The organism is Sorangium sp. So ce327, from assembly GCF_051530205.1.
GTDB lineage: Bacteria > Myxococcota_A > Polyangia > Polyangiales > Polyangiaceae > Sorangium > Sorangium cellulosum_B.
In genome coordinates this window covers 235,575-258,937 of sequence record NZ_CP150330.1, presented here as the reverse complement: position 1 = coordinate 258,937, position 23,363 = coordinate 235,575, and the positions used below count along the sequence as shown (strand labels likewise).

The following is a 23,363-nucleotide window of genomic DNA, read 5'->3' as shown; positions in this document are numbered from 1 at the left end:
GCTGCCCGTGACCGGGCTCATCGCCACGAAAGGAACGCTCCAATGCCTGTTGACGTGAAGTACACGACGCAAGCCACGGCCAATGGCGGCCGCGATGGCCACGCTGCCACTGCCGACGGTGCTCTCAAGGTCAAGCTCTCGACGCCGAAGGAGCTCGGCGGCGCTGGCGGCGAGGGGAACAACCCGGAGCAGCTGTTCGCGGCGGGTTATGCGGCCTGCTTCCTGGGCGCTCTCAAGTTCGTGGCCGCGCAGGAGAAGGCCCGGATCCCGGCCGAGGCCACCGTGACGGCGACCGTCGGCATCGGCCCGCGCTCCGAGGGCGGGTTTGGCCTCGACATCGGCCTGCGGATCGCGCTGCCGGGCCTGGAGCGGTCGCAAGCCGAGCAGCTTGTCGAGAAGGCGCACCAGGTTTGCCCGTACTCGAACGCCACCCGCAACAACGTCCCCGTCCGCCTAGAGGTCGCCTGACCTTCTGACGCCGCGCGCCCCCTCCACGGGGGCCGGCCCCTCATTCACGAGCTCCCGGTGGAGCGCCGCGAACGCTCCCCCGCGCGCGAGCAGCTCCGCGTGGGTCCCCTGCTCGACGACCCGACCGTGGTCGAGCACGACGACGCGATCGGCGTGCCGGATCGTGCTCAGCCGGTGGGCCACGACGAAGCTCGTCCGCCCTCGCAAGAGCCTCCCGAGCGCCGCCTGCAGCCGGGCCTCGGTGAGCGCGTCCACGGCGCTCGTCGCCTCGTCGAGCAGCACGATGCGCGGATTGGCGACCATGGCGCGCAGGAAGCACACGATCTGCCGCTGCCCGAGCGACAGCGCCGTCCCGCGCTCGCCGACCTCGGTGCCCAGGCCGTCCGGCAGCGCGTCGAGCATGTCGAGCACGTCGAGGCCCCGCGCCGCGTCGCGGATCTCGGCGTCCGTCGCGGCGGGGTTGCCCAGGCGCACGTTGTCGAGCACCGTCCCGCTGAAGAGGAAGTTGCTCTGCAGCACCAGCCCGAGCTGCGCGCGCAGCGAGGCGGACGAGGTCGCCGCGAGATCGTGCCCGTCGACGGTGATCGACCCCGCCGTCGGCAGGTAGAGCTTCGCGAGCAGGTTCAGGATCGACGTCTTGCCGCTGCCCGTGTGCCCGACCAGCGCGATCATCTGCCCCGGCTCGGCGATGAGATCGACGCCATGGAGCACCGGCTTGCCCGGATCGTAGGCGAAGTGGACCCGCTCGAACACGACCCGGCCGCGCACCGGGGGCAGCGCCGGGAGGCCGCGCTCGTCGGGCCAGTCGGGCGCGGTGTCGAGCACGCGGAAGAGCCGTTCGGCGCCCGCCATCGCCGTGAGGGCCTGGTTGTACTGGTTGCCCAGGACGGGGATCGGGTTGAACAGGAGGTTCGCGAGGAAGAAGAACTCCACGAGCACGTGCAGATCGATCGCGCCGTGAAGGGCCTGATAGCCGCCGACGACCACGAGGACGGCCAGGAACAGCTGCCCGTTGAACTCGAGGAGCGGGAGGAACGTCGCCGAGTGGCGCGCCGCATCCATGTTGTAGCGGGAGTGGTCCAAGATCAGCGCGCGGAACAGCCCGCCGTTGATGTCCTGGCGCACGAAGCCCTGCGTCACGCGCACCCCCGTGACCGACTCGGCGAGCGTCGCGGTCACGCGGGTGAAGCTCTCCTGCGCGCGCTGGTGGGCGGCCCCGAGGCGCTTGTGGAAATAGACGATCAGCCCCCAGAAGACGGGGACCATCGCGACCACCACGAGGAAGAGCTGCCAGTGCGCGTGGGCCATCAGCGCCATCGCGACCGCCATGGTGCCGAGGTTCACCGTGCTCACGAACACGACGTCCTGCACCGCCACCCGGATCGCGTCGATGTCGGACGTCATGCGGCCGATGAGGCGCCCCACCTTCGTCTTCACGAAGAAGCGCATCGGCATGCGCAGGAGGTGGCTCTCCAGCCGATCGCGCATGTCGAACACCACCGCCTCGCCGAGCTCGAGCGCGAGCCGCGCGCGGTAGTGGAAGACGATCTCGGTGAAGAGCACGAGCGCCGCGAAGCCGAGGACGGCGAGCAGCGTGGCGCGCTCGTCGCGCCGGGCCACCGGGCCGCTGATGATGGCGCCGACCGCCCAGGTCAGGATCGGGAGCTGGATCGACCTCACCACCACGAGGGCGAAGAGCGCGTTCCGCTTGCGCGCGTACGGGCGGGTGAAGGCGAACACCCGCCGCGCGAGCCCGAGATCGAGCGTGCGGTGGTGCTGGTCCGCCTCGTCCTCGAGCGCCACGCGCGCGAGGCCGAGGCGCGCGTCGATCGGCGCCGCATCGGCCGCGGAGCGGGGCGTCCTCGACGCCGTCCTCGACGCCGTCGCGGGGCGGCTCGGCGCGTCGACCGCGCGGCTCACGCCGGGTCCTCGGCAGGGCGCGCAGCCGCGGCGGCGCGGCGCGAGGGGGTGTCGTCCGCCCGCGCCCCGGAGGCGTGGGCGTCGTGCAGCGCGAGGGCGCTCGCGTAGTGGCCGCGCCGCCGGAGCAGCTCCTCGTGGGTCCCCCGCTCGGCGATGCGGCCCCGGTCGAGCACGATCACCTGGTGCGCGCGGCGGAGCAGGTGCGCCCTGTGCGTCGCCATGATCGTCGTCCGCCCCCGCGTCGCGCTGAGGATCGCGTCGAGGATCTCGCGCTCGGTGCTCGCGTCCACCGCCGCTGTCGGGTCGTCGAGCAGGAGCAGCGGCGGGTCGAGCAGCACCGCGCGCGCGATGGCCAGCCGCTGCCGCTGGCCGCCCGAGAGGTTGGCCGCCGCCTCGCCGAGCTCGGTGTCATAGCCCTCGGGCAGCTCCCGGATGAACTCGTGGGCGCAGGCGATGACCGCGGCGCGCTCGATCTGCTCGCGCGTCGCGTGCGGGGCGCCGAACGCGATGTTCGCCGCCACCGTGTTGCTGAAGAGGAAGTTGTCCTGGAAGACGACCCCCATGCGCCGCCGGATCTGGTCGAGGTCGTGGCGCCGGAGGTCGATGCCGTCGAGGAGGACGCGCCCCGACGTCGGATCGTAGAAGCGAGGGATCAGGCTGAGCAGCGTGCTCTTGCCCGCGCCGGTCGGGCCGATCACCGCGACGAACTGCCCGGGCGCGACGTCGAGGTGGACGTCGTGGAGGACGGGCCTCTCCGGATCGTACCCGAACGTGACGCGCTCGAACACGACGCGCCCCTCCACCCGCGCGGGGCGCGCCGGCGCCTCGGGGCTCGTGATCTCGACGGGGGTGTCGAGCACCTCGAAGACGCGCTTCGCCCCGATGAAGCTCTGCTGCGCTGTGTTGACGATCGTCGCCATGCTCGCGATCTGCCCCGAGAATTGCTGCAGGATGCCGGCGAACACGACGAGCTGCCCGAGCGTCAGCCGGTCGCGCGTGACGAGCAGCCCGCCCATGCCGAGCAGGATCACGATGTTGATCTGCCCGAGCAGATCGATGGTCGGGCTGAGCACGCTGACGGTCCGGAACGTCTCCTGCTGCTGCTCGCGCACCTCGCGGCTGCGCTCGTCGAAGCGGCGATGGGCCTCGCGCTCTCGCCCGAGCCCCTTGATGACCTGGATGCCCTGCAGCCCCTCCGTGAAGCTCAGGACCATGCGGTCCACGAGCTCCCGGTTGCGCAGGTAGGCGGGCTGCGCCCACCGGGCGAAGAGCGTGCTCGCGATCCAGAGGAGCGGCGTCGGGGCGAGGCACGCGAGCGTCAGCAGGACGTGCGCGCGGAGCATGTACGCGACGTACACGCCGAGCGACAGGACCATGATGACGCTCGGGAGCAGCACCCCGTCCACGAACGAGCGCACGAGCTGCACATCGCCGGTGACGCGGTTGATGAGCGAGCCGCTCTTGTTGGCGTCGAAGAACCGGAAGCTCAGCCGCTGGAGCTTGTCGTACACCCGCGCCCGGAGATCCGGGACGATCTCCATGTGGACGAGGTAGCCCACCGAGAGCGCGTAACCGTAGTTGATCACCGCGCGCGCGGCCGCCATCGCGAGGATGGCGGCGCCGATCGAGAGGACCGCGCGCATGGGCTCACGCTCGGCGTCGACCAGCGTTCCTAGGCCGGCGCCGGCCGGCAGCTCGGGGAGGTGGATCGACGGATCGAGCCGGTGGCGGAGGATGTCGATGGCGAGCCCGGTCAGGCCGAGCCCGGCGAGCCCCAGCGAGAGCAGGATGATCTGGTAGCCGAGGACACGGAGGACGCGCCCCCGGTAGGCCCAGCTCAGCCCGAGGAGCCGCAGCAGGAGCGAGCCGCCCTCGCGGGAGCGCCCTGTTTCAGGAGAAGCGAGGGAAACGACATCAGGACGTGAACCGGACAACATCAGCGCAGGGCACCTGGCATTCCGGCCACGCCGGGGCCCGTAAGCTACCGATTTGTGCGGCGTTCGCCAGCCGTGGGGACACGAACCCCGGGGCGCGGCCCGCGTGTCGCCTGGACCGCCGGGCCAGCGCCCTGACAGGGCTCCTGGCGCGCCGCTAGTACATCAGGTTGCCCTTGCCGAGCTGGAAGTTGATGTTCGATCCGAACTGATCGCGCGCGTTCTGGACGCGCGAGATCGCGTTCGAGATCCGGCCCTGGCGCTGCGACCAGGTCGCCGCCGAGAGGCCCGCCGCGATCTCGGTCTTCGCCAGCTGGAGGCGATCCGTGGAGACGGGGTGCAGCGGCGTGCCGCCGGCGTCGAGGACCTCCAGCGCGTCGTCGATCTCGGCCTCGGCCAGCTCCATCAGGCGCTTCTGGACGTCGGCGCGCGTGTCGTGGAACTGCTGGACGAGCACCTGGGCGGCGTTCAGGCGCTGCCTTGCGATGTCGAGGTTGAACGCCGCGTTCAGCACGCGAAGGAACCGCCCGATCTTGTTGATGTCGGTGTCGGGGAACTGGATGGGGCTGCCGAACCGCGCCTCGAGCTCCAGGCCGGCCGGCGAATCCCTGAAGAAGTTCGAGATATAGAACGCCACCGCGCCCTCGATCTGGTTCCCGAAGGCGTTGGTATGGAAGAACGGCGGCGTGTCCACGGCCTCGATGAGGGGCGGGGTGCTGAACGTGCCGTCGCCGAACCCGTTGAGAAAACCGATGTCCAGCACATCGATGTTGGGCGAGGCCAGCCCGGAGCCGCCGAAGCCGCCGTCGAACGCGCCGATGGTGCCGGTCGCGGGGGCCTTCCGGGTGCCGGTGTCCAGGTTGCGGTTGCGCCCCGTGTCCAGGTGGTTCGCGCCCGCGTTGGAGTGGCATACATTGCAGCGGCCCCGCGCCGGGTCGAGGAACGCCTGCCGCCCCTCGTTCGCCTCGGGATCGGCGAGGTTCACCTGCGTGAGGTCGAGCTCGTTCGTCCGGCCAAGGCTCATCTGGTAGGCGAGCGTCAGATCGAGCTCCTGCTCCGTCGGGAGCCGGAAGGCCACCCCCGGCTCGCGGCCGAGATCCGTCGGGTAGTGCTGCGTGACCGCCCCGGTGAGGAACTCGCGCAGCGAGCCGGTGCCCGGGGCGCCGTCGCCCGACCAGCCCGTGCGATGGACCGGCGGGCTCGTTATCCCGTCCACCGGGTCCGGCGTGATGCTCGTCGCCAGCGAGAGCGTGTGGGGGACCGCGCGCATCGAGAATTTGTTGTCGAGATCGTCGAAGCCGTCGATGTTCTCGCGGATCAGGCCGAGCGTCTTCAGCTCGGGCGTCTCGAGATCGGTCAGCCCCGGGTCCTGCTCGAAGACGAACAGCGGGTCGAGCGGGTTATCGACGAGCAGAGCGTCGATGAAGGGGATGTCAATCGTGAAGTTGTTTCCGACAGGATGGCACGTCCCGCAGGAGCGGCCGTTGCCCTCGAAGGTCTCGCGAAAGAAGATGTCGGCGCCCGCGCAGATCTCCCTCGTGACGAGCCCGGCGATCACGCGAGGATCCTGGTCGCACGCCGCGAGCCGCTGCTGAGCCGTGAGCGCGCTCGACGCGGCGCCGAGGGTCTCTACCTCGCCCTCGCCCTCCGGCGCGGACTCCGGCGCGGACGGCGCGCACGAGGCGAGGAGAGAAACAGAGACGATGGGAGCGAGGATCAAGGAACTCAATCTCGGACTTGGCATGACGCTCTCTCTTCCTGTTACGGTTGTTCGACACCGATTCCGAACCACGGCGTTCATGGATGCGGCGCGCCGTTCGGCGGCAACACCGGCGAAACACAGGCGAAACCGACCTGGCGCTACGACGGCGGCCGGCGGCCGACTGCCAGCGGCCGACGCGGCGCCGGCGCTGCGGGCGAGATGGCCGATCCAGGCCATCCGCGCGGCTTTGGAGGCACTCCGGAGCGCTCGAGGCCCGGTCCTCGCGCGCTCCATGCGACAAGCGCGCTCGGGCCGCTCCGCCTCGATACGACCCCTTGCGGGGATCGCGCCACAGGCGATCTCAGGCGGCGATTACTTAGCGGACCGGACCAGACATGGCAACGTTCACAAACGTTCGCAGCACAAATCTGACTTCTTAACGAACCTTTACAAACAGGATCAGGAGACGACATCCCCCGGCGGATCGGCCTGCGGCATCGCCGGGTATCGCCATGACGGCGGGCGGAGCGGGCGCGAGGAGGAGCCGTGAGCCCGGCTCCGCGGGCGCGCTCGGGAGATCGAAGCGGGACATGGGCGCGAAGGCCGGCGGCATCCCCCCACCGCTCTCGGTGAGGTCAGTGACCGTGCCGGCTCAATGGCCAACCTTTAGGTCAGCCGATGGCGCCCTTCCAACTCATTAGTAGCATGGGCCCCATGCATCCCGTGCATCTCGCTTCCATCGACCTGAACCTGCTCGTCGTCCTCGACGCCCTGCTGGCGGAGGGGAGCGTCACGCGCGCGGCGGCGCGCGTCGGGCTGAGCCAGTCGGCGATGAGCCACGCCCTCGGGCGCCTCCGCGTGTTGATCGACGATCCCGTCCTCGTGCGCACGCCGCGGGGGATGATCCCGACGCCGCGCGCGCAGGAGCTCATCGGCCCCATCCGCGAGGCGCTCGCCAAGATCGAGGCGACGGTCGCGCGCAGCCCGCGCTTCGAGCCCGCAACGGCGCGCCGCTCGTTCACCGTCGCCACGGTCGATTACGTGGAGCTCATCCTGCTGCCGCGGCTCGTGCAGAAGCTCGTCTCCGAGGCGCCCTTCATCGACCTCGTCGCGCGCCCCTACGACAGCGAGATGTGGAGCGCCATGGAGACAGGCAAGGTCGATCTCGCGATCGGCCTGCTCCCCGCCTTGCCCGCGGGGTTTTACCGGCAAAGGCTCATCGAGGAGCGCTACATGTGCGTCGTGCGGAGGAGCCACCCCGCGGTCCGGGGCAAGCTCACGCTCAAGACGTACACGAGCTTGCCGCACGCGCTCATCAGCCCGCGCGGCGAGGGCGGCGGCCGGGTGGACGAGGTCCTCGCCGAACGAGGGCTCTCGCGCCGCGTGGCGCTGCAGATCCCGCATTTTCTCGTGGCGGCCCACATCGTGGCCCAGACCGATCTCGTGCTGACCGTGCCGGAGCGCATCGCGCGCGTGTTCGCGGAGATGGAGCAGCTGCACGTCATGAAGCCGCCCGTCGAGCTCGGCGGGTTCTCGGTGGATCAGGTGTGGCACGAGCGGCACGCGAAGGACCCGGCGCACACCTGGCTGCGCGGCGTCTTCGCGGAGATCGCCCGCGACAGCTGACGCGCTCTCCAGCGCGGCGGCCAGGGCTCGCAGGATCAGGGGCGAGCCGGCATGCCGATTGATGCAAAAATGAACCGGTTAACCGGCGCCTTCGTTCAACCGGGGTCGCGGGGCGCCGCGATGAACGGGGCGCCCTCGGTCTCGGCGAGCTGCCTGTGGAGCGAGGTCAGGCGGGCCGTGACGGGGCCGCGCTCGCCGCGGCCGATGGTGCGCCCGTCGAGGCTCCTGACGGCGATCACGCCGGCGCCGGTGCCGGTCAGGAACGCCTCGTCGGCGGCGAAGAGGTCGAGCCGCCCGATCGAGCGCTCCACGACCGTGAGCCCGACGCCGCGCGCGAGCTCCATGACGGCCGCGCGGTTGATGCCCTCGAGGCACCCGTCGGTGGCCGGCGGCGTCGCGAGCACGTCGCCGCGGAGCGCGAACACGTTGGCCACGGAGGCCTCGGCCACGTGGCCCCGCGCGTTCAGGAGCAGCGCGTCGTCGGCGCCGCGCTGCCTCGCCTCGAGCTTCGCGAGCGCGGAGCCGAGGTAGTTCAGGCTCTTGATCCGCATGTCGAGCGCGTCCGCGTTGGGCCTCCTGTGGCTCGACGTGATGAGCTCGAGGCCGCGCCGCCGCTGCTCGTCGTCGAAGAGGCGGATGGCCCCCACGATGCAGAACAGCCCCGGCCGCTCGCAGGTCGTCGGGTCGACGCCGAGCGGGCCCACGCCGCGCGTCACCACGAGGCGCACGTAGGCCTCGGGCTGGCCGTGCGCGCGCGCCGTCTCCTCGACGATGGCGCGGAGCCCGTCGAGCGAGCGCGGGAGCGCGATGCCGAGCGCCCTCGCGCCGATCTCGAGCCGCGCGAGGTGGCGCTCGATCCGGAAGACGCGCCCCGCCGCGACGCGCATGCCCTCGAACACGCCGTCGCCGTAGAGCAACCCGTGATCGGTCACGTTCACGGTCGCGTCCGCAGCGTCGACGATCCGCCCATCGATCCATGTCTTCATGCCGTTCACCTCCTGCCCTCGCCCTGGAGGGCGCGCGCGACCCGCTCGGCGGCGTCGCGCGTGTGATTCACCGCGGCGTCACGACGATCGCCGCGCAGGCTCTGGGCGGCCGCGGCGCAGGCGACGCAGCCGTGCAGGCCGCCGCGCGCGAGCACCGGGGCCGCGATGACGGTGAGCCCGTCGATCCACGCGCCCTCGTTGACGTCGTAGCCGCGCTTCGCGGCGCGCCGCGCGGCGCGGAGCATGGCCGGGTCCGCGCCCGCGGCGCCCACGAGCTCCGGCGCGTGCGCGAGGTAGAGCCGGCCGCTCGCGGTGACGTCGACCGGCACCTCGGCCCCGACGGTGGGCGCCGCGCGCAGGAGCCCCGTGCCCTCCGCCTTGTCGAGCACGACGAGCCTGCCGGCGCGCGCGGCGACGAGGAAGAACGTCTCGCCGAAGGTGCGCGCCGCACGCTCCAGCTCGGGCCTCGCGACGCGCGCGACCGCGTCGAGCCCCTGCGCCCCGAGCCCGAGCCGGATCAGGCCGACGCCGAGCCGGTAGCGCCCCTCCCCGTCCTGCTCCACCAGCGCGTGCGCGGCGAGCGACGCGAGCAGCCGGTGCAGCGTCGCCTTCGGCATGCGGAGCCGCCCCGCGAGCTCCGAGAGCGAAGCGCTCCCGCCGCCCTCGCCCAGCGCCTCGAGGGCGCGCACCGCCTTGTCGACCGTCCCGGATCGCTCCATGCTCGTTCCACTATTCGGAATGACGTTCCGATTATTGGTATAGCTCCATCCCGTGCCCCGGTCGAGGGCGCGGCGCGGCGCGGCGCCGCGGGATCCCCGCGGCGTGGCGGGCGTCGGCGCCCGGGGGCAGGCGGAGGCGCGGGGGGAGCGGGCTCAGCGCTGCGGGCGACGCGCGCTGGTGTCGCTCGAGGGGGTCGGATAGCGTGTTCGGTCCCGCCGTGAGCTGCGGAGGAGAGGAGCACATGCGCAAGATCTCATCGGTCGTACTCGTCCACGGCGCCTGGCACAGCCCGTCCTGCTGGTCCCAGGTCGCGTGTCGGCTGCTCGCCAGCGGGCTCGACGTCCGGGTGCCAGAGCTGCAGAGCGTCGGGCCCGCCGCGGGCGGCCTCGCGGGGGACGCGGAGGCGGTGCGGGCGGCGCTGGCCGAGGCGCCCGGCGAGACCGTCGTGGTCGCGCACTCCTACGGGGGATTGCCGGTCACGGAGGTGGCGGCCCGCGCGGGCAACGTCGCCCACCTCGTTTACGTGTGCGCGTTCATGCTCGGCCCGGGGGAATCCCTGCTCTCGGCGATCGGAGGCCAGGAGCCGCCATGGTGGATCACCTCCGCGGATGGCCGGACGATGATGCCCGACCGCGCGCGCGACATCTTCTACAACGACTGCAGCGACGAGGTCGCGGCCGCCGCGGCAGCGGCGCTGCGGCCCCAGTCCAGGGCGTCCTTCGCGGAGCCGCTGGGGGCCGCGGCCTGGCAGGAGCTGCCCTCCACCTACGTGATCTGCGAGCGCGACAACGCCATCCCGGTGTTCGCGCAGGAGGCGATGTCGCGGCGCGCGAGGGACGTGCGGCGACTCGACGCGGGCCACTCTCCGTTCCTGTCGCAGCCGGACGAGGTGGCCGCGCTCGTGCGCGACATCGTCGCGGCCGCGGCCGGCTGAGCCGACGCCGGCGCGCGGCGACGTCGGGGCGGCCATCGCCCGCGCCCGGCCCCCGGAGCCGCATCGACATTTCGGCTCGGCCAGCGAAACGGAGGCGGAGGGCTTCCGTATCCAGCGAGCATGGCGGCCTGTCGCGACGGCCTGTCGCACTGGGCAGACCCGCGCCCGACGCTGCCGTGGAGGATCAAGCCATGACTGTCCTGAACATCGCCTCGATCGAGAAGCTCAGCCTGCCCGGGCTCGCGCACCAGACCCTCGCCGGCCCTCGCGACGGCCTCCGGACGCTCGAGGTGTGGATGCAGACCGTTGCGCCGGGCGCGCAAACGCCGCGTCACCGGCACGCATGTGAGGAGGTGATCGTCGTCCTCCGCGGTTCCGGGACATGCGAGATCGATGGAGTGGCCCTCACGTTCGGCCCAGGCTCGACGCTCATCGTGCCGGCGGGCGTCCCGCACCAGATCGCGAACACGGGTGAGGAAGAGATGCACGTCGTCGCCGCGCTCGGCGCAGCGCCGGTCACCGTGGAGACGCCTGCCGGCGAGCGCATCGAGCTGCCGTGGGATCAGCACCGCTTCGCTCGCGAGAAGTGCGAGGTCTGACGTTCATGTCGCTGCGCAGGCTGAGCCAGGCCGCACGCCGCGTTCCGGCGAGCTCGCCTGCCTCGCGCAACCAGGCGGGCGGGCGTGCAGTCTTGTTCTGCCCGGCCGCAGGACGCCGCCCGCACCGGAGCCACACGCGGCGTCCTGGCTCGTGGCACAGCAGTTGCCAGCCGCCGCGGGCATGAAACTGAACACGCTCTTCAAGGTCCTTGCGCTGGTCGCTAGCTTCCCGTTCACCGCCGGCTGCGCTCTCGGCTCCGAGGAGGAGGCAGCGCCTGAGCAACAGTCGCTCGGCGCTTCGTCCGAGGCCGAGGGGATCTGGCTCTCCACGAAATACTCCTTCGGTCTCTGCGCCGGCGAGTGCGTCACGACGGTGTCCCGCGACGGCGTCGAGCTCTCGCTCACGGCCTGCACGCGCAACCAGGGCTGTCCCCGCTCGAACCTGGCGACGCTGACGGACGAAGGCGCGCGAAAGCTCGACGAGATCGAGGACGCGCTCTCGGGCGTCGCCCTCGACGGCCGCTACGGCTGCCCTGACTGCGCCGACGGCGGCGCAACATCGGTGCGCCTGCGCCGCGGTGGTCTCGAGACGTCGCACCTCTACGAGTACGCCGGAGCGCCTGCACCGCTGTCGGCGCTCGATCACCTGGTAGCCGACCTCCGGCTCGGCCTGGACTCCTGCACATCGGGACCGCTCCTGAAGCTCTCGCCGGGGTGCACGCCCAAGTGAACGCGCTCGACCGGAGGCTCCGGGTCGGCTCGTCTGGGGGAGACCGCCGCCGCTGGAGCCGCGCCCGGCCAGCGCCGCCCGCCGGAGCGGGCGCTACCCGTCGTCCGGCAGGTAGAGCTTCACGTCGTCGAACTCGGCGGTGCCCTCGTAATAGTTGATGTGCGGATCACCGAAGAAGAAGTGATCCGGGTAGGCCGACCCCGCCGGCCAGGTCTCGAAGGTCTTGCCGAAATCGACGGTCTCGTTGGGGTGTTCCGCCTCGAGCTCGTCGGGGCGCTGGTTGTAGTGCCACGTCACCGGCGGCTCGCGGAAATCCCTCCGCGCGGCGTACGTCGTGCTGCCGCCGTGGTGGAACCTGCCCGCCGCGGACATCGCATAACCCCGGCCGTCGCGCTCGACGGTGACCACGTAAGCCTCCCTGTCGAGGTACTTGTCCACGAAGATGGGGCCGTCCTTCCACCCGCCCGCGGTGTACGACGTGAACCCATTTCCGGTCCACGGGCTCCCGAACGCGTCGCCGCGGAGCCAGATCATGCTCACATAACGTGATCCGTCCTGCTCGGCCCGGCCGGTCGAGGGGTTCCAGACCTGCGACCAGGGGCCGTCTTCGCCGAAGTTGCTGTCCGTGTCCATCACGACCTTCCGGTGGTGATGGATGAAGACGTTGTTGTGAGGGGCCGGCCGCGGGTAATCGGTGATGCAGAGAAAGTAAACACCGTTATCGAATGTCGCCGACCGCGGCGCGGCGCTGCGATCGCTGAACCGCCACGGGTCGGCCAGCTCGTCCCCGTCGTAGCCGTTGGTCTTGCCCCCGTGCGTCCAGCTGCCCTCGCGCAGGCCGCCGAAGTCGATGTTCGAGACCGTCACCTCCACGCGGTACCGCGCGGGCAGCGGCGCGGTCGAGCGGAGGATCGCGCCGTCGTAATGGCGGGTGGAGACGAGCCTCGCCTTGCCGCCCGCCGCCTCGAAGCGGCCGCCTGTCTCGGGGACGCCGTCGCGGTCGCTGTCGCGGCCATACAGCTCGACCGTGAGCCAGCCGCCCTCGCCATAGGTGAAGGACTTCCGGAACGATCGGAACCTCCGCAGGCCTTCCCGGAACACCTCGCCGCCCCGCGCGGAGAAGAACTCACCATCTTCGTCGAAGACATCGACGTGATAGGGGCTCTCGTCACCATACCGATCCTCGGTCCACGCCGCGGGCTCCTGGAACGGCGCATCGAAGGTCTCGTGGTGGACGAGCTTCCAGCCGGCGCCGGCGGCCCGCGCCGCCGGCGCAGGCCCGCCGCCGCTCGCCCCGAGCGCCTCGGGCGCGGGCGCGCGCGAGCACGCCGCCGGCAACACGAGCGCGAGCGCGGCGAGGCGTCGCGCCGACGCCCCGCGCGCACCGGCGGCGCCACGCCGCATCAGCGGTTGGGCTGCGGGGTGAGGCGCAGGTACGGGCGGACGGCGTTGTACCCCTTGGGGAACTTCTGCGCGAGGACGGCGGGGTCCTGGAGCGAGGGGACGATCACCACCTCATCGCCGTCCTTCCAGTTCGCGGGCGTCGCCACGGAGTGGCTGTCCGTGAGCTGGAGCGAGTCGATGAGGCGCAAGATCTCGTCGAAGTTGCGCCCCGTGCTCGCCGGGTACGTGAACGTCGCGCGGATCTTCTTGTTCGGATCGATGACGAACACCGAGCGCACCGTGAGCGTGTCGCTCGCCTGCGGGTGGATCATCCCGTAAAGGCCCGACACCTTCCGGTCGACGTCGGCGAGGATCGGGTAGTTCAGCTTCGTTCGCTGCGTCTCCTCGATATCCACCGACCAGCGCCTGTGCGAGTCGACGTCGTCGACGCTGAGCGCGATGGGCTTCACGCCGCGCTTGTCGAACTCCGCCTTGAGGTTGGCGACCGCGCCGAGCTCGGTCGTGCAAACCGGGGTGAAATCCTTCGGGTGGGAGAACAGGATCACCCACGAGCTCCCGGCCCACTCGTGGAATCGGATGGTCCCGTGCGTGGACTCTTGCTCGAAATCAGGCGCGATGCTTCCGAGTTGCAGGCTCATGACATTCCCTCCTGGCCGCGGCCCAGTCTCCGCTATGGCGGAGGAATCTCCGTCAAGCCGCTCAGGGTGTCAAGCCGGGAGCGGCGGTGTTTCGCGCCGGGACGCGGCCGGCGCGCTCGACCGCACCGCACCGCGCCTCAGAGCGCGCCGACCTCGCGGCGGAGGCCGCGCCACGGGATCTCCCGCGGCGGCGAGGCGCGGCGCTCGCTCGCCCCGTCCGGCTGCGCCGCGGTCGAGCACGCGCCGTGCTCCAGCAGGTGCAGGGCCTCGGCGAGGCACGTCTCGCCCGCGTCGCCGAGCTCTGCGCCGAGCGTGTCGTCGGCGGCGCAGTCGGGGGGGAGGCCATCGTAGAAATCGCCCTCTTCCTTGGCGTTGAGCACCCGGAACGCGATCGGGTGCACGACCATGTCGCAGTTGTCCCATCCGTACATGCCGACGGGCTTGCCGTGGGTGGTCGAGCCGACGATCTTCACGTCCATGTAGGCGCGCAGGCTGTTGATCAGCGACTCGCTCGCGGAGGCCGTCCCGCCGGACGTGATGACGACCAGCCGGGACAGGGGGAGCGGCGGCTGGTCGAGGTCGTCGAACGTCTCCCGCTTGTCCCAGTCGACGTGCCTGTCGTTGTGCGCGGTGATGTCGAGCAGCGCGCCGGCCTCCGCCGGACGGTGGATCAGGCTCGCGAGGTGCCTCTCGACGGAGAGGCGCCCACCGCCGTTGTAGCGCAGGTCGAGCACCAGCTCGTCGACCTGGCTCTCCCTGAACAGGGCGAAGGCGCTGTCGAGCTCGCTCACCGAAGGCTCGATGAAGGTGGTGAGCATGAGATATCCGACGGTCGTGGACCCCGTTTGCAGGACACGCGGGCTCACGACCGTGGTGATGCCATACCACGCCTTCCGGAGCGCGACCGTGAAGGCCTCGGCGTCCGCGCGCTCGATCGTCAGCGACATCTCGTACCCTTCCTCGTCGGGGCCCGCGAGCTCCTCCCAGAGGTCGTCGCTCACGACCTGCTCGACGTCGAGCCCGTTGATCGCCACCACCGCGTCGCCCCGCCGGAGGCCGGCCTCTCCGGCAGGCGAGCCCGGCTGGATCAGGGCGAGCCGGAGGCTGTCCTCCTGGTCGAAGCTCCACCGCATGCCGAACCCGAGGGTCTGCCCTTCCCGGAAGAAGGCGTCGTCGACGCTCTTGGTCGAGATGTAGCTCCAGCGGTCTCGGGGCTCGGTGATGAGATCCACGAGCAACGCCTCGGGCGAGGGGTACGCCCGGTAGTCCAGGTCGGGTACGCCGTCGTACCAGAGATAGGCGTCCTTCATCAGCTCGAACAGGAACTGGTTCTGTCCCTGCAGCGAGCAGTCTGCCTTTGGCTCCGCGTCACCGTCCGAGGCGGTGCAGCCTCCCGTCGCGGCGGCGGCCAGCGCGAGGGTGCATGCGGAGAGGACCGCGACGAGCTTCGAGGCGAGCATGCGCCTCAGCACACCACGAAAGGGAAAGGGCGAGCAACGGGGTTGGGTTGGCGGTTCGCCCCGACCGGGGTTGGGTTTGCCGGCAGCCCGCGCGGGGTTGCGGGTCGATCCCCGACCGAGGTTGACCCCTGAAGAGGGTTGGGTTGGCGGTTCGACCCGACCGGGATTGGGTTCAGCCGCGGTTCATTCCCCGACCGGCGCCGCTGCCAACTGTGGCCTATCTCACTCTGCGCCTCGACCAGATCCCGACCGAGGTTGAGGTTTGCCGTCCGTTTCCCGACCGAGGTTGAGGTTTATCCGACCGAGGTTGAGGCTTATTGTAATACAAATCACTCTGCTGCCGCGACCAGATCCCGACCGGGGTTGAGGTTTGCCGGTCTCGGCAGCCCATAGTTGTCCCGCAACGTCTTCCCCGCATAGTCCGTCCGGAACAGCCCTCGTTTCTGCAGGATCGGGACCACATGCTCGACGAACGCCTCGAGCCCCGACGGCAGCACCGGCGGCATCACGTTGAAGCCATCGGCCGCCCCCTGCTCCCACCAGTGCTGGATCGCGTCCGCCACCTGCTCGGGCGCGCCGGCGAACGTCCGGTGGCCGCGGCCGCCGCCCAGCCGCCCGATCAGCTGGCGCACCGTCAGCCGCTCCCGCCGCGCCAGGCTCACGATCAGCGTGTACCGGCTCTTCGCCCCCTCGATCTGATCCTCGCTCGGAAGATCCCGCGGCAGCTCCGCGTCGAGGTCGAGCTCCTCCGGCTTCACCCGCAGCGTCTGCGCCAGCTGGCGCTTCGCGTACTCCGGCTTGATGAGCCGATCGAGCTCGGCGTCGAGCGCGTGCGCCTCGGCCTCCGTGGCGCCGATGACCGGCACGATCCCCGGCAAGATCTTGATCGACCCCGGATCGCGCCCCAGCGCGCGCGCACGCCCCTTCAGATCGACATAGAACCGCTGCGCGTCCTCCAGCGTCTGCTGCGCCGTGAACACCGCCTCCGCGTACCGCGCCGCCAGCTCCTTGCCGTCGTCCGACGAGCCGGCCTGCACGAGCAGCGGATACCCCTGCGGCGAGCGAGGCACGTTGAGCGCCCCCTCAACCTTGAAGTACCGCCCCACGTGCCGCGGCGGGTAAATCTTGCGGTCATCGCCCCAGACGCCGTTCTCCTTGTCGCCGAGCGGCGCGTCGTCGCCCCAGCTGTCCCACAGCTTCAGCGACACATCGATGAACTCCGCCGCCCGCGCGTACCGGTCGCTGTGCGCCGGCAGCTCGTCCAGGTTGAAGTTGCGCGCCGCGTCCACGCCCGCCGTCGTGACGATGTTCCAGCCCGCTCGACCCCCGCTGAGGTGGTCCAGCGAGGCGAACCTCCGGGCCAGGTTGAACGGCTCGTTGTACGTCGTCGATGCGGTCGCGATCAGCCCGATGTGCTCGGTCACCCCGGCGAGCGCCGCGAGCAGCACCGTCGGCTCCAGCGTCCCGGCCGGCCTCCGACCGACGTTGTTCCACAGCACCGGGCTGTCGGCGAGGAACACCGAGTCGAGCTTCCCCCGCTCCGCGATGCGGGCCAGGTTCTTGAAGTGCGCGACGCTCGTGTTCGCGAACGGATCGCTCTCCGGCAAGCGCCACGAGGCCTCGTGGTGGCCGACGCTCATGAGAAACGCGTTGAGATGCAGCTGTCCGGGTCGTTGGGTCACGGGGAACTCCGTTCCAGTTCAGGGTTCGCGTCAGGATCTCCGGCAGCGGCCGCGCCCGGCGCGACCCCCAGCGCCGAAAGCAGCGACTCGCGGTGGGCGAGGAACCGCGGATCGCGCAGCGGGCGCGGCGCCGGCAGATCGATCCGCCGCTCCTCGGCGATGCGGCCGCCCTCGAGCACAAGCACCCGATCGGCCAGCGCGATCGCCTCATCGACGTCGTGGGTGACCAGCAGCACGGCCGGCCGGTGCCGCGCGCACAGCTCGCGCAGCAGGTCGTGCATGCGCGCGCGGGTCAGCGCGTCGAGCGCGCCGAACGGCTCGTCGGCCAGCACGAGCTCCGGATCGCGCACAAGCGACCGCGCCAGCGCCACCCGCTGCTGCTCGCCGCCGGACAGCTCGACGGGCCACGCGCGCTCCCGCCCGGCGAGCCCCACCTCCGCGAGCGCGTCCAGGCCGCGCTCACGGGCCTGCGGCACATCGAGCCCCAGGATCACGTTGTCGAGCACCCGCGCCCACGGCAGGAGCCGCGTGTCCTGGAACACGACCGCCCGGTTGTCCGGCACGTGCAGCTCGCCCGAGCCGGTCACCTCGTCGTCCAGCTCCGCGATCGCCCGCAGCAGGGTGCTCTTGCCCGATCCGCTGCGGCCGAGCAGCGCGACGAACTCGCCCCGCTCGATCGTGAGCTCGATCCCGTCGAGCACCACGCGGGCGCCGAAGCGGCGGACCAGGCCGCGGATCCGCACCGCGGGCGGGGCCGCCGTCAGCCGGCCAGGATGCGGCGCCATGACAGGGCCTTTCGCTCGATGAGCCGCACGGCCGAGTCGGAGGCCAGGCCGAACAGCCCGTACACGACGAGGCCGAGGAGGATGATCTCCGTCTGCCCGTACGAGCGCGCCAGCGACATCATGTAGCCGACGCCGCTCGTCGCGTTGATCTGCTCGACCACCACGAGCGCCAGCCACGCGCCGGTCACCGCCAGCCGCAGGCCCATCAGGAAGCCCGGAAGCGCCCCCGGCAACGCCACCTTCCGGATGAACTGCCACCTCGTCAGGCGGACCGTCTCGGCCAGCTCCACGTAGCGCGCGTCGATGGTGCGCAGCGCCGCGTGGGTGTGGACGTAGACCGGGATGACGACGCCGAGGGCGATGGTGAGCACCTTCATCTGCTCGCCGATGCCGAACCAGAGGATCAGCAGCGGGATGAGCGCCAGCGTCGGGATCGCGCGCTTGATCTGCACCGGCCCGTCGAGCAGCGCCTCCCCGACGCGCGTCAGCCCGGCAAGGAGCGCCAGCACCGTGCCCAGGCCGGCCCCGAGCGCGAGCCCCAGGAAGGCCCGCTGCGCCGACGTGAGCAGGTTGGACAGGAGCCGCCCGTCGGCGATGAGCTCGTGGGCCGTGGTCACCACGGTCCACGGCGCGGAGAGCACGCGCGCGTCGAGCGCGCCCGTCGCCGAGGCGGCGGCCCAGAGCGCGAGCAGCAGCACCGGGCCGAGCGCGAGGCCGTACGGGATGCGCCGCCCCGGGCCCAGGCGGCGCCGCAAGCGACGGCTGGACACGCGGCGCCCGGTCGGGGCGCCGGACGGCGGCGCGGAGACGTCCGCGCTCGCGGTGAGATCCGGGAAGCTGGCGAGGCGCGGCGAGGCGGCGCTCGTGGGCAGTGCGGTCGTCATGGAGTGCTCCTGTCGGCCGTCGCCGGCCGGTCCGTCGGTCCGGCGCCCTCGGCGGCGCCAGCCACCTCCGCTCCGATCGTCTGGAATCGAAGGTCGAAGATCGTCCTGGCCTCGAACCGCTTCTGGCCGGAGGCCTCGGCGAGCAGATCGGCGGTCTCCTGGGTCAACGCGATCGCCTCGGACCAGTCGCGCGGAACCTGCGGCTTGCCGGCGGCCTCGATAAGGAATCGCCCTTCCTTCGCCGAGAGGCCCTGATCCTTGACGTAATACGCCTCGATCCACGCGTCCGGGTGCGCGTAGGCCCACAGCTGGGCCCTGGCCCGCCACTTCGCATAGTCGACCAGCGCGGCCGCCTTGTGAGCGTCCTTGAGCACCTCGGCGCGCACATGAAGGAAGCCCAGGTTGTCGCGGACGCCGTGCGCGATCGACGAGGCGCCCTCGGCGCGGTACTCGTTGAGATAACGTAGCAGGGTGACGCCGGACAGCGGCGCGACGTCGACCTGGCGGCTGGTGAGCGCCTCCTTGAACTCGGTGCTCCCGAGCTGGACGAGCGTCACGTCCTTCTGCGACAGCCCGGCCTTCTTCAGCACGCGCAGCACGAGCGCGCCCTGCGCCTGCCCTGGCGAATACGCGATCTTCTTGCCGCGGAGGTCGTCGATGGACGCGACCTGCGCGCCCGGCGCGGTGGCCAGATCGTAGATGGGCTTCTCCCGGACCTGCACGGTGAGGATCTTCACGTCGACCCCGGTGAAGGTGGCGTGGATGGGCGGCGTGTCGCCGACCACGCCCGCGTCGAGCACCCCGGCGCGGAACGCCTCGATGGTCTGCGGTCCTCCGCTGATGTTCTGCCAGTCGACGCGGAAGGGCAGCCTGTCGATGTCGCCGGAGAGCTGGAGTTGCTTCTGCACCGTCGGATCACCGATGCTGAGCCGCGTCTCGCGCGGAATCTCGGCCGGGATCGGGGCGTCCGGGGCGAGCGTGACAGCGGCGCTCGCCTCGCCGTCGCGCTTGCACCCGGACGAGGCAATCAGCGCAGGAAGCGCGGAGAGCGCCGCGAACGTCGCGAGTGAGCGAATCCTGTCGATGAACGAGCGCAGATGGACCTCGGTGCGCGGCTGGAAGCGGTGCCGTTTCGCGGATGCCCAGGCGCCGCCCTGCTCGCCGCCCAGCCGGCGGGGGAGAGGAGCGCTCGGGAGACGCCGGGATGGGCCTCGCCGAGCCGATGGCTCGCGGCCCCTCCTCGGGATCGTCTCGCCCTGACCAGCAACGCCCATGCCGCCGCGCCGCTCGCCCGTGGACGGCGCCGTCCAGCGGCCCGCGCCCGCCGTCGCGCGGCGCCCGCCGGCCGCGGGGCGGCCGGGCCAAGGCCGCGTTGCTTCCCCAGCAACAGCCGGTGGTGATCCGCTGCTCCGGCGCGAGCACGGCCAGCCTCCCTCCGGCGGGGGCAGGCGCGGAGGGGGCGGCCCGCTACCGCGCCGCGGCGGGGGCCTCGCGCCGCCCCTGGACGCCGAACGCGTCGAGCAGGTAGTCGCGGAAGGCGCGGATCTTGGACGGCAGGAAGCGCGTCCCCGGGTGGACGAGGTACAGGGAGGCGGCGCCGTGGATCGCGTAGTCCTTGAGCACGGGCACGAGCCGCTTCGCGTCGAGGTCGCCCCGCACGTTGATCGCGGGGACCAGCGCGATCCCGCCCCCGGCCAGCGCGACCTCGCGGCAGAACGAGAAATCGGAGGCCGAGATCGCCGCGCGCACCCGGAGCTCCGCGCGATCGCGGCCGTCGCGCGCGCGCGCCGACAGCGCGATCGTCGCGTGCCCGCGCGCGGTCTGGGCGAGCAGCAGCCGGTGCCCCGCGAGGTCCTCCGGGCGGCGCACCGCCCCGTGCTTGCGGAGGTAGGAGGGCGCCGCGAACAGGCCGACCTCGATGTGCTGCAGCTTGTGGGCGATGAGCGACGAGTCCGGGAGGCTCGAGGTCGCGCGCAGGGCCACGTCGACCTGGTGGGCGTCGAAGTCGAGGAGCGCCTCGGTGAGCAGCAGCTCCAGCGAGATCTCGGGGAAGCGCTCCGCGAAGCCGGCCGAGAGCGGCGCCAGGATGCTCAGCCCGAGATCGAACGGCGCCGTCACGCGCAGGTGCCCGCGCGGCCTCGAGCGCGCCTGCTGCACCGCCACGTTCGCGTCCTCCAGCAGCTCGAGCGCCCGGCCGACGCGCATCCGGTAAGCGAGGCCGTCCTCGGTGGCCTGCACGAGCCGCGGGCTGCGGCGGAGCAGCTCCGCCCCGAGCGCGTGCTCCAGGCGCGTGATGCGGCGGCTGACGCTGCCCTTCGTCTCGCCCAGCGTCCTCGCGGCCGCCGTGATCGATCCGAGGTCGACCACCAGGCAGAAGGCCCGCAAATCGCTCACATTCGCGTCGATCGTTTCCGTTTCTGCAACCTGGCGTTTCATTTCAGGGTCATTGTACCACTCCCGGAAACGACCTAGGGTGAACTCATCATGGATCGCCGGGCTGCATTAAGGCTCCTCCTTGCCGCGGGCGGGGCCGCACCGATCGCCGGCGCCTGCGGGCGCTCGACGTCGACCGCGCCCGGCGCGGCTCCGGCGTCGAGCGCCACGTCCACCGCGGCCGAGAGAGGTTCGATGTCCGACACCCAGCACAAGGCGCGCGAGGGGCGCATGCCGGCCCTGTTCCTCGCGCACGGCTCTCCCTTCCTGCTCGACGATCGCGCGTGGGTCGCCGAGCTCGCCGCCTGGGCGCAGGCGGTGCCGCGCCCCACGGCGATCCTCATGATCTCGGCCCACTGGGTGGACGCGCCGGTCACGCTCGGCGCCACCGAGGCCGTGCCCCTCGTCTACGACTTCTACAACTTCCCCGAGAAGTACTATCAGGTGACGTACCCCGCGCCCGGCGCCCCCGCGCTCGCGCGGCGCGTCCGGGAGCTGCTCGGCCCGCTGGGTCCGGTCGCCGAGGCTCCTCGCCGCGGGCTCGATCACGGCGCTTATGTGCCGCTCGTCTGCATGTACCCGGACGCGGACGTCCCGGTGCTCCAGATCTCTTTGCCGACGCTCTCTCCAGCTCCGCTCCTCGAGATGGGGCGAGCGCTCGCGCCGCTCCGCGACGAGGGGGTGTTGATCGTCGGCAGCGGTTTCTTGACCCATAACCTCCGCGCGGCAGACTGGCGCGGAGATGCGGTCGCGCAGCCCTGGGCCACGGAGTTCGACGCATGGTGCGCCGAGGTCCTCTCTCGCCGCGACGTGGGCGCGCTCATCGAGTACCGCGCCCGCGCGCCGGGGGTGCGGATGGCGCTCCCGACCCACGAGCATTTCGTGCCGGTCGTCGCCGCCATGGGGGCGTCGATCGACGTGAGCGAGCCTGTGCAGTTCCCCATCACGGGGCTCACCTATGGCTCGTTCACGAAACGTTCTGTGCAGTTTGGCTGACCAATAAGGAGATTGTCTCTCATGTTCACCGCTCGTTTCGCTCGCATCGCCCTCCCCGCCGCGCTCTTGCTCTCGCTCGCGGGGTGCGAAGATCCGACCAAGGACAAGCCCAAGGCGACCATCTCGACCGCCGTGCCCGCGCAGACCCAGGCCGCCGCCGCGCCCTCGGGCCCCGCCGAGACGCTGCCCCTCGACGTGGCCGCCTCGACCATCGGCTTCGTCGGCTCGAAGGTCACGGGCAAACACGAGGGCAAATTCGAGAAGATCTCGGGCTCGATCACGCTCGCCGGCGGCAAGGCCGCGGGCGGCAAGCTCACCGTCGAGGCCGACGCGTCGTCGGTGAAGAGCGACGCCGAGAAGCTCGACGGCCACCTCAAGTCGCCGGACTTCTTCGACGTCGAGAAGTACCCGAAGGCGACGTTCACCTCGACCGAGATCAAGGTCGGCGGCGAGAAGGGCGCGACGCACACCATCACCGGCGAGCTCGATCTGCACGGCGTGAAGAAGACGATCACCTTCCCCGCGACCATCACCGAGGGCGCCGATGCCGTCTCGGGCAGCGCGGAGTTCGTGATCAACCGCAAGGACTTCGGCATCGTCTATCCGGGCAAGCAGGACGACCTGATCCGCGACGACGTGCTGCTGAAGCTCTCGCTCAAGGCGCCCCGCAAGCAGGGCTGAGCGCCGGCCGGACAATCGGGCGCGCCGCCCGTGGACACCGCGCTCCGATGACGCAGGTGCCATGGCGGCGCGCCGGCGTAGCCGTACCGGTACTGGACGCGCCACTCCTGGAAATGTCCACAGCTGGGGCAGTCCGCTCGGGCGATGACGATGTCGAACAGTCCCATGATGGTTAGTTTGGCTAACTGATCACGGATGTCTCTCCACCAGCATCGCCGTGTGCGCCAAGGAAACCAGCACCAGCGCGAACAGGTGCACGATGCCAAAGCGCTCCAGATTCCCATCGAGCCCGCCGTAAACCCTCCGGACCACGAAGAGGGCGACCGCTGCTACCACGTAGACGCCTCCCAGGAGGCCGGCCGGGATTCGTTCACCGAGATTCCTCGCGGAGGATCTCCATGCAGAGATGCACGCAGGGACTGCAGATGTTGTTCCGGCCGTCCCCTAACAGCGCGGGCACATCGACCAGCGAACGCTTGCAGAACAAGCACGCAACATGCGGGTCCCGATAGCTGAGCCCGGTCCAGGTCTTGCTCGGCTCGCCGCCCTCCCAGAATCGCCACCAGGGGCGCCACCCGAGGACGTTGCGGCGGCGAAGACGGCGGGTACATTCCTGAACGCAAGCGCTGCAAATGCTGACATCCGCGGCAGCGATGAGGCGCTCGAGAACGGCCACCTCGCGCCGGCAGAACGAACACTGAGAACGCGCATCAGCAACGCCGTCGCTGGCTGCCACTCTGCCCGACAGTTCGATCCAGATACCCGACATGCCAGTAAGCTC

At 71.0% G+C, this 23,363-nt stretch carries 22 protein-coding genes; 7 read left to right on the top strand and 15 right to left on the bottom strand.

Features of this window, described 5'->3' with window-relative positions; genetic code table 11:
• Positions 1-42: 42 nt before the first annotated feature.
• Complete coding sequence (locus WME95_RS01025; RefSeq protein ID WP_437548723.1) at positions 43-468, top strand: organic hydroperoxide resistance protein; 426 nt, start codon at positions 43-45, stop codon at positions 466-468.
• Here the strand turns inward: WME95_RS01025 and WME95_RS01020 are convergent.
• The 3 genes from WME95_RS01020 to WME95_RS01010 form a co-directional block, all read right to left on the bottom strand.
• Complete coding sequence (locus WME95_RS01020; protein ID WP_437906530.1) at positions 454-2,388, bottom strand: ABC transporter ATP-binding protein; 1,935 nt, start codon at positions 2,386-2,388, stop codon at positions 454-456. The genes WME95_RS01025 and WME95_RS01020 overlap by 15 nt on opposite strands.
• A complete protein-coding gene (locus WME95_RS01015; protein ID WP_437906529.1) occupies positions 2,385-4,325 on the bottom strand; it encodes an ABC transporter ATP-binding protein in 1,941 nt (646 codons plus the stop codon). The genes WME95_RS01020 and WME95_RS01015 overlap by 4 nt, the downstream gene beginning before the upstream one ends.
• 154 nt (positions 4,326-4,479) lie before the next feature.
• The gene (locus WME95_RS01010) at positions 4,480-6,042 is read right to left on the bottom strand and encodes a hypothetical protein (RefSeq protein WP_437906528.1); all 1,563 of its coding nucleotides are present in this window, start codon (positions 6,040-6,042) and stop codon (positions 4,480-4,482) included.
• A 696-nt stretch (positions 6,043-6,738) separates the two neighbouring features.
• Here WME95_RS01010 and WME95_RS01005 point away from each other — a divergent pair.
• Positions 6,739-7,650 carry a LysR family transcriptional regulator gene (locus WME95_RS01005; RefSeq protein WP_437906527.1) on the top strand — a complete coding sequence of 304 codons (912 nt, stop codon included), beginning with the start codon at positions 6,739-6,741 and terminating at the stop codon, positions 7,648-7,650.
• 95 nt (positions 7,651-7,745) lie between these two features.
• Here the strand turns inward: WME95_RS01005 and ilvE are convergent, their stop codons facing one another.
• Both ilvE and WME95_RS00995 read right to left on the bottom strand, forming a co-directional pair.
• A complete protein-coding gene (gene ilvE, locus WME95_RS01000; RefSeq protein ID WP_437906526.1) occupies positions 7,746-8,636 on the bottom strand; it encodes a branched-chain-amino-acid transaminase in 891 nt (296 codons plus the stop codon).
• A gap of 5 nt (positions 8,637-8,641) precedes the next feature.
• Complete coding sequence (locus WME95_RS00995; protein ID WP_437906525.1) at positions 8,642-9,355, bottom strand: IclR family transcriptional regulator; 714 nt, start codon at positions 9,353-9,355, stop codon at positions 8,642-8,644.
• A 242-nt stretch (positions 9,356-9,597) separates the two neighbouring features.
• On the opposite strand from WME95_RS00995, the gene WME95_RS00990 reads away from it, so the two are divergent.
• The 3 genes from WME95_RS00990 (at position 9,598) to WME95_RS00980 (ending at position 11,619) form a co-directional block, all read left to right on the top strand.
• Entirely contained in the window at positions 9,598-10,290 is a 693-nt protein-coding gene (locus WME95_RS00990; protein WP_437548712.1) for an alpha/beta fold hydrolase, read from the top strand.
• Between the two features lie 191 nt (positions 10,291-10,481).
• Complete coding sequence (locus tag WME95_RS00985) at positions 10,482-10,889, top strand: cupin domain-containing protein (protein WP_437906524.1); 408 nt, start codon at positions 10,482-10,484, stop codon at positions 10,887-10,889.
• A 181-nt stretch (positions 10,890-11,070) separates the two neighbouring features.
• Entirely contained in the window at positions 11,071-11,619 is a 549-nt protein-coding gene (locus tag WME95_RS00980; RefSeq protein ID WP_437906523.1) for a hypothetical protein, read from the top strand.
• Between the two features lie 93 nt (positions 11,620-11,712).
• Here WME95_RS00980 and WME95_RS00975 read toward each other — a convergent pair whose 3' ends face one another.
• The 8 genes from WME95_RS00975 to WME95_RS00940 form a co-directional block, all read right to left on the bottom strand.
• Positions 11,713-13,023 carry a hypothetical protein gene (locus WME95_RS00975; RefSeq protein WP_437906522.1) on the bottom strand — a complete coding sequence of 437 codons (1,311 nt, stop codon included), beginning with the start codon at positions 13,021-13,023 and terminating at the stop codon, positions 11,713-11,715.
• Positions 13,023-13,661 (bottom strand): peroxiredoxin, encoded by a 639-nt coding sequence (locus tag WME95_RS00970; protein ID WP_437548705.1) that lies wholly within the window; start codon positions 13,659-13,661, stop codon positions 13,023-13,025. The genes WME95_RS00975 and WME95_RS00970 overlap by 1 nt, the downstream gene beginning before the upstream one ends.
• Positions 13,662-13,798: 137 nt before the next feature.
• Complete coding sequence (locus WME95_RS00965) at positions 13,799-15,121, bottom strand: S41 family peptidase (protein WP_437906521.1); 1,323 nt, start codon at positions 15,119-15,121, stop codon at positions 13,799-13,801.
• Positions 15,122-15,450: 329 nt separating this feature from the next.
• Positions 15,451-16,803, bottom strand: a complete 1,353-nt coding sequence (locus WME95_RS00960; RefSeq protein ID WP_437906520.1) for an LLM class flavin-dependent oxidoreductase — start codon at positions 16,801-16,803, stop codon at positions 15,451-15,453.
• Positions 16,800-17,588: an ABC transporter ATP-binding protein gene (locus WME95_RS00955; RefSeq protein ID WP_437906519.1), complete on the bottom strand. Its 789-nt coding sequence runs from the start codon at positions 17,586-17,588 to the stop codon at positions 16,800-16,802. Before WME95_RS00955 ends, WME95_RS00960 begins: the two co-directional genes overlap by 4 nt.
• Entirely contained in the window at positions 17,564-18,472 is a 909-nt protein-coding gene (locus WME95_RS00950; protein WP_437906518.1) for an ABC transporter permease, read from the bottom strand. Before WME95_RS00950 ends, WME95_RS00955 begins: the two co-directional genes overlap by 25 nt.
• On the bottom strand, positions 18,469-19,380 hold the full coding sequence (locus WME95_RS00945; protein WP_437906517.1) for an ABC transporter substrate-binding protein: 912 nt from the start codon (positions 19,378-19,380) through the stop codon (positions 18,469-18,471). The genes WME95_RS00950 and WME95_RS00945 overlap by 4 nt, the downstream gene beginning before the upstream one ends.
• A 559-nt stretch (positions 19,381-19,939) precedes the next feature.
• On the bottom strand, positions 19,940-20,866 hold the full coding sequence (locus tag WME95_RS00940) for a LysR family transcriptional regulator (RefSeq protein ID WP_437906516.1): 927 nt from the start codon (positions 20,864-20,866) through the stop codon (positions 19,940-19,942).
• Between the two features lie 234 nt (positions 20,867-21,100).
• On the opposite strand from WME95_RS00940, the gene WME95_RS00935 reads away from it, so the two are divergent.
• Positions 21,101-21,901 carry a dioxygenase family protein gene (locus WME95_RS00935; RefSeq protein ID WP_437906515.1) on the top strand — a complete coding sequence of 267 codons (801 nt, stop codon included), beginning with the start codon at positions 21,101-21,103 and terminating at the stop codon, positions 21,899-21,901.
• Between the two features lie 21 nt (positions 21,902-21,922).
• Positions 21,923-22,582: a YceI family protein gene (locus tag WME95_RS00930; RefSeq protein WP_437906514.1), complete on the top strand. Its 660-nt coding sequence runs from the start codon at positions 21,923-21,925 to the stop codon at positions 22,580-22,582.
• A 189-nt stretch (positions 22,583-22,771) separates the two neighbouring features.
• Here the strand turns inward: WME95_RS00930 and WME95_RS00925 are convergent, their stop codons facing one another.
• Both WME95_RS00925 and WME95_RS00920 read right to left on the bottom strand, forming a co-directional pair.
• Complete coding sequence (locus tag WME95_RS00925) at positions 22,772-22,918, bottom strand: hypothetical protein (RefSeq protein ID WP_437906513.1); 147 nt, start codon at positions 22,916-22,918, stop codon at positions 22,772-22,774.
• 34 nt (positions 22,919-22,952) lie between these two features.
• Entirely contained in the window at positions 22,953-23,351 is a 399-nt protein-coding gene (locus WME95_RS00920) for a ClpX C4-type zinc finger protein (protein WP_437906512.1), read from the bottom strand.
• Positions 23,352-23,363: the final 12 nt, after the last annotated feature.

Bases quoted from the DNA above. Each gene is read 5' to 3' on its own strand.
- ilvE (WP_437906526.1), bottom strand. From the start codon at position 8,636: ATGAAGACATGGATCGATGGGCGGATCGTCGACGCTGCGGACGCGACC.
- WME95_RS00950 (WP_437906518.1), bottom strand. From the start codon at position 18,472: ATGACGACCGCACTGCCCACGAGCGCCGCCTCGCCGCGCCTCGCCAGC.
- WME95_RS01015 (WP_437906529.1), bottom strand. From the start codon at position 4,325: ATGTTGTCCGGTTCACGTCCTGATGTCGTTTCCCTCGCTTCTCCTGAA.
- WME95_RS00930 (WP_437906514.1), top strand. From the start codon at position 21,923: ATGTTCACCGCTCGTTTCGCTCGCATCGCCCTCCCCGCCGCGCTCTTG.
- WME95_RS00985 (WP_437906524.1), top strand. From the start codon at position 10,482: ATGACTGTCCTGAACATCGCCTCGATCGAGAAGCTCAGCCTGCCCGGG.
- WME95_RS00970 (WP_437548705.1), bottom strand. From the start codon at position 13,661: ATGAGCCTGCAACTCGGAAGCATCGCGCCTGATTTCGAGCAAGAGTCC.
- WME95_RS00980 (WP_437906523.1), top strand. From the start codon at position 11,071: ATGAAACTGAACACGCTCTTCAAGGTCCTTGCGCTGGTCGCTAGCTTC.
- WME95_RS00990 (WP_437548712.1), top strand. From the start codon at position 9,598: ATGCGCAAGATCTCATCGGTCGTACTCGTCCACGGCGCCTGGCACAGC.
- WME95_RS01025 (WP_437548723.1), top strand. From the start codon at position 43: ATGCCTGTTGACGTGAAGTACACGACGCAAGCCACGGCCAATGGCGGC.
- WME95_RS00920 (WP_437906512.1), bottom strand. From the start codon at position 23,351: ATGTCGGGTATCTGGATCGAACTGTCGGGCAGAGTGGCAGCCAGCGAC.
- WME95_RS00995 (WP_437906525.1), bottom strand. From the start codon at position 9,355: ATGGAGCGATCCGGGACGGTCGACAAGGCGGTGCGCGCCCTCGAGGCG.
- WME95_RS01005 (WP_437906527.1), top strand. From the start codon at position 6,739: ATGCATCCCGTGCATCTCGCTTCCATCGACCTGAACCTGCTCGTCGTC.
- WME95_RS00965 (WP_437906521.1), bottom strand. From the start codon at position 15,121: ATGCTCGCCTCGAAGCTCGTCGCGGTCCTCTCCGCATGCACCCTCGCG.
- WME95_RS00955 (WP_437906519.1), bottom strand. From the start codon at position 17,588: ATGGCGCCGCATCCTGGCCGGCTGACGGCGGCCCCGCCCGCGGTGCGG.
- WME95_RS00935 (WP_437906515.1), top strand. From the start codon at position 21,101: ATGTCCGACACCCAGCACAAGGCGCGCGAGGGGCGCATGCCGGCCCTG.
- WME95_RS00975 (WP_437906522.1), bottom strand. From the start codon at position 13,023: ATGCGGCGTGGCGCCGCCGGTGCGCGCGGGGCGTCGGCGCGACGCCTC.